We start from the raw sequence: 3,854 nt of genomic DNA, 5'->3' as shown, positions 1-3,854 counted from the left end.
GGTCAGGCCGCCGACCGGTGCGGCATGGGCGACCGCGAGGCGGCGCAGGCGCCCGCCGGCCCCGGCATAGGCGGCGAGCAGCGCCGCTTCGCCCTCGAGCGTCACGGCATTGGCGACGAGGCGCCCGCCGGGGGGAAGCGCCGCGCGGGCGGCGGCGAGCAGGCCCGGCTCGGCCACGCCGCCGCCGACGAACACGGCCTGCGGGGCGGGCAAAGCCGCCAGGCTTTCGGAGGAGGCGCCCCGCCGGACCTCGACCCGAGCCCCGACGCCGAGGGCCCGGGCGTTGCGCCCGATCCGCTCCACCCGATCCTCGTGCCGCTCGACCGCGACGGCCCGGTTGGCGGGATGGCGCAGGCACCACTCGATTCCGATCGAGCCCGCGCCGGCGCCGAGGTCCCAGAGCGTCTCGCCCGCCCGGGGGCGCAGGGCCGCCAGCGTCACGGCGCGAATCTCGGCCTTGGTGAGCTGCCCGTCATTCTCGAACCAGGCATCGTCGAGGCCGGGGCTCAGCGGCACGATCCGGGCCGCAACGCCCGCCTCCACCTCCAGCGCCAGGGTGTTGAGCGGGTCGATGTCGGTCAGCGCGAAGGCGTTCGCCGCGGTGGCGCGCCGGCGCTCGTGCGGGCCGCCCATCGCCTCGAGCACGGTCAGCCGGGACGCGCCGAGGCCCCGCTCCGCCAGCAGGCCGGCGACGGCCGCGGGGGTCGAGCCGTCCCAGGACAGGGCCAGGATGCGGGCCCGCGGCTGGAGCCAGGGGACGAGCCCGAACAGATCGCGCCCGTGCAGGGTCACGCAGGCCGTCTCGGGCAGGGACCAGCCGAGCCGGGCCGCGGCGAGGCTGAAGGCCGAGGGCTGGGGGAAGGCGCGGATCTCGGGCGCCGGGACGAGGCGGGCGATCTCGGCGCCGATGCCGAAATGGAACGGGTCGCCGGTGGCCAGCAGGCAGGTCGGGCGTCCGCGCCGGGCCAGGATGTCCGGGTAGGCGTCGCCGATCGGGCTCGGCCAGGGCCGGCTTTCGCCGGAAAGGGGGCCGGCCAGCGCGAAATGACGCCGCCCGCCATAGACGACCTCCGCGGCGTCGAGGGCGGCGGCGGCGGCGGGCGCGAGGCCGGCCCGGCCATCCTCGCCGATGCCGACGATGGCGAGCCAGGGCGCCGGGGACGGCGCCGGGGAGAGCGGTGCCGGGGAGAGCGGTGCCGGGGAGAGCGGTGCCGTCATGGCCGGGGCCGCGGGGGGATGGGCATGGCGGGAGCCTGGGCGACGGGGGAGGTCCCTCTCCCTGCCCAGAACCGATCCGGCCCGTCAAACCGGCCCCGACCCGGTCGGCCGGGGCAGGCGGGCCGGTCCCGGAGCCCCGGGACCGGCCCCGCTTCGTCAGAGCGCCGGCCGGGCGGCGAGGGGGGCGGCCACCGCGGGCACGGCCGGGCCTCCCACGCCGAGATAAGCGCGGCGGGCGGGCTTGAGGACGAACCAGGCGAGGGCCGCCACGATCAGATCGAGGGCGATGGCGATGCCGAAGACCGGCACCCAGCTCCCGACCGAGTCGTGGATCAGCGCCGCGACGGGACCGCCGAGGAGCGAGCCGATGCCCTGCGCCATGTAGAGGAAGCCGTAATTCGTCGTGGCGTGCTGGGTCCCGAACGTGTCCGTCAGGGTGGAGGGAAACAGCGAGAAGATCTCGCCCCAGGCGAAGAACACCAGCCCCGAGAGCAGGGCGAAGGCGTAGGCGTTCTCGCGGAACATCAGCAGCATGACGATCGCCACCGCCTCGAGGGCGAAGGCGAAGGCCATGGTGTTCTCGCGGCCGACATGGTCCGAGACCCAGCCGAAGAACGGCCGGGTCAGGCCGTTGGTGATCCGGTCGAAGGTGAGGGCGAAAGGCAGCGCCGCGAAGCCGAACACGATGGCGTCGGCCACGCCGAACTCCTTCGCGAAGGCCGCGAAATTCGCCACCACCATCAGGCCGCCGGTCGACATCATCGCCATCATGGCGAACATCAGCCAGAACAGCGGGGTGCGCAGCATCTGGGCCGGGGCCACGTCGCGGGCGGCGCTCGCCACCTTGTCGGCAGGAATCTTGGGCGTTTCGCCCGGCTTCGGCATGCGCAGGCCGAGCGCCGCCACGACGCCGATCGCGGCCATGATCGCGCCGAACACCAGCAGGGTGTGGCGGAAGCCGGAGGCGGCGATCATGTCGGTGATCGGGAAGGTGGTGGCGATGGCCCCCATGCCGTAGCCCGCCGCCACGACGCCCGCCGCGAAGCCGCGCCGCTCGGGAAACCAGCGCACCACGAGGCCGACGACGCCGACATAGACGATGCCGGTGCCGAGCCCGCAGAGCAGGCCGTAGGTGGCGTAGAGGCCCCACAGGGTCTCGACCTTCGACGCCGCGACCCAGCCGAGCCCGGACAAAGCGGCGCCGAGGGCGATCATCGCCTTGGCGCTGAAACGCTCGATCAGCCAGCCCTGGACCGGCGAGAAGAAGGTCTGGAGCACGATGAGCAGGGTGAAGGCGACCTGCACGGCGGGCAGGCTCGCCCCGGTGGTCGCCTGGAACGGCTTCACGAACAGCGTCCAGACATATTGGGGGCTGGAGATCGTCATCATCACGACGAGACCCAGGGCGAGCTGGATCCAGCGGGTCCGGTTCGACATCGTATCCATCATTCACTCCTTGACGGCGCCGGCCTGCAGCAAGGGGTGTGCCAAATTCTACGCTGGTGGCGCGCGCGACAACGCTGCGCAGATCCTCCCATCCATCGATGGTCTTGGGTGCCGGGCAAGCGCGGCCGGGCAAGACTTGTCGCCCGGCCGCGCCATCGCTCAGGCCCGTGCGGTGACGAGCCAGCAGGCGGCGCCGAGTTCGACCGGGCCCGCGCCGGATTGCGCGGTGAAGAGATCGACGACCCGGCGCAGGGCGGCCTCCTGCACCGCCGGCTCCTACTCGCGCAGCATGCGGGCCACGGGGCCGCGGGTGACGACGAAGCCGGCGGCCGCCTCCGGCGTCTCGCCCACCACCATGGTGCGGTCCGTCGGCGCACAGACGATGTCCCGGAAGCCCGCCCCCTCCAGGATCGGCAGCAGCCGCTCGCGGGCGGCGAAGCGGAACGGGCCCGGCGCGTCGGAGGGCGGCGGCGCGGCATCGGGGACCAGCGGCAGCACGGTGGCCCAGGGCAGGGCGACCCAGGGATTCTCCGCCATCGCCCGCCAGCACAGGAAGGTCAGCCGCCCATCGCCGACGAGCGCCCGGTGGAGCTGGGCGAAGGCCCGCGCCGAATCGTCGAAGAACATCACGCCGAAGCGCGACAGGGCATGGTCGAACGGCGCGTCGAAGGCGTGGGTCTGGGCGTCCGCCCGCAGCCACGCGACCGGCGCGGCCCCGGGAGCCCGGGCCGCCGCCCGCGTCCGCGCCGTGGCGAGCAGCGGCTCGGACACGTCGGCGCCGGTCACGTGGCCGGACGGCCCGACCCGTTCCGCGGCGATGAGGGTCGTCTCGCCCGCACCGCAGCCGATATCGAGCACCCGGGCGCCGGGTCGGAGATCCGCGGCGTCGAACAGGGCCCGCGTGAACGGCGTGAACACCGCGTCGAGGGCGCGGTGATTCTCCGCCCAGCGCTGCCCGACCTCGCCGTTCCAGTAGTCGATCTGAGCCTGATTGCCTGGGTCCATGCCGCCTGTCCCGTCACGTGGTGCCGTCCGCCCATGCCTCGAAGGCGAGGGCGACCGCAACCGCGCCGGGGTCGGGATGGCCGACCAGATCGGCGCTCGCGAGGTAACTGGAGCGGCCGGTTCCGGCCCGCTCCAGGGCGGCGGTGGCCTCGGCGCCGGTGCGGGCGGCCTTCGCCGCCGCCGCC

At 74.2% G+C, this 3,854-nt stretch carries 3 protein-coding genes and 1 pseudogene; all 4 read right to left on the bottom strand.

Features of this window, described 5'->3' with window-relative positions; all coding sequences use genetic code 11:
• A partial coding sequence (gene cbiE / locus LW587_RS23680; RefSeq protein ID WP_232632022.1) for a precorrin-6y C5,15-methyltransferase (decarboxylating) subunit CbiE occupies positions 1 to 1,218 on the bottom strand: 1,218 nt, incomplete at its 3' end.
• 156 nt (positions 1,219 to 1,374) lie between these two features.
• Positions 1,375 to 2,664 (bottom strand): oxalate/formate MFS antiporter, encoded by a 1,290-nt coding sequence (gene oxlT, locus LW587_RS23675; RefSeq protein ID WP_232632021.1) that lies wholly within the window; start codon positions 2,662 to 2,664, stop codon positions 1,375 to 1,377.
• 159 nt (positions 2,665 to 2,823) lie between these two features.
• Positions 2,824 to 3,669 (bottom strand): annotated as a pseudogene (locus LW587_RS23670) (class I SAM-dependent methyltransferase).
• Between the two features lie 13 nt (positions 3,670 to 3,682).
• On the bottom strand, positions 3,683 to 3,854 hold a 172-nt coding region (locus tag LW587_RS23665; protein WP_232632023.1), incomplete at its 5' end, for a DAK2 domain-containing protein.

The sequence above is a fragment of the Methylobacterium sp. Leaf118 genome, assembly GCF_920984675.1.
Taxonomy (GTDB): domain Bacteria; phylum Pseudomonadota; class Alphaproteobacteria; order Rhizobiales; family Beijerinckiaceae; genus Methylobacterium.
The sequence above is the reverse complement of the archived record's forward strand: the minus strand, read 5'-3'. Positions and strand labels throughout refer to the sequence as shown.

Coding starts and splice junctions, on each gene's coding strand:
- oxlT (WP_232632021.1), bottom strand. CDS start 2,664: ATGGATACGATGTCGAACCGGACCCGCTGGATCCAGCTCGCCCTGGGT.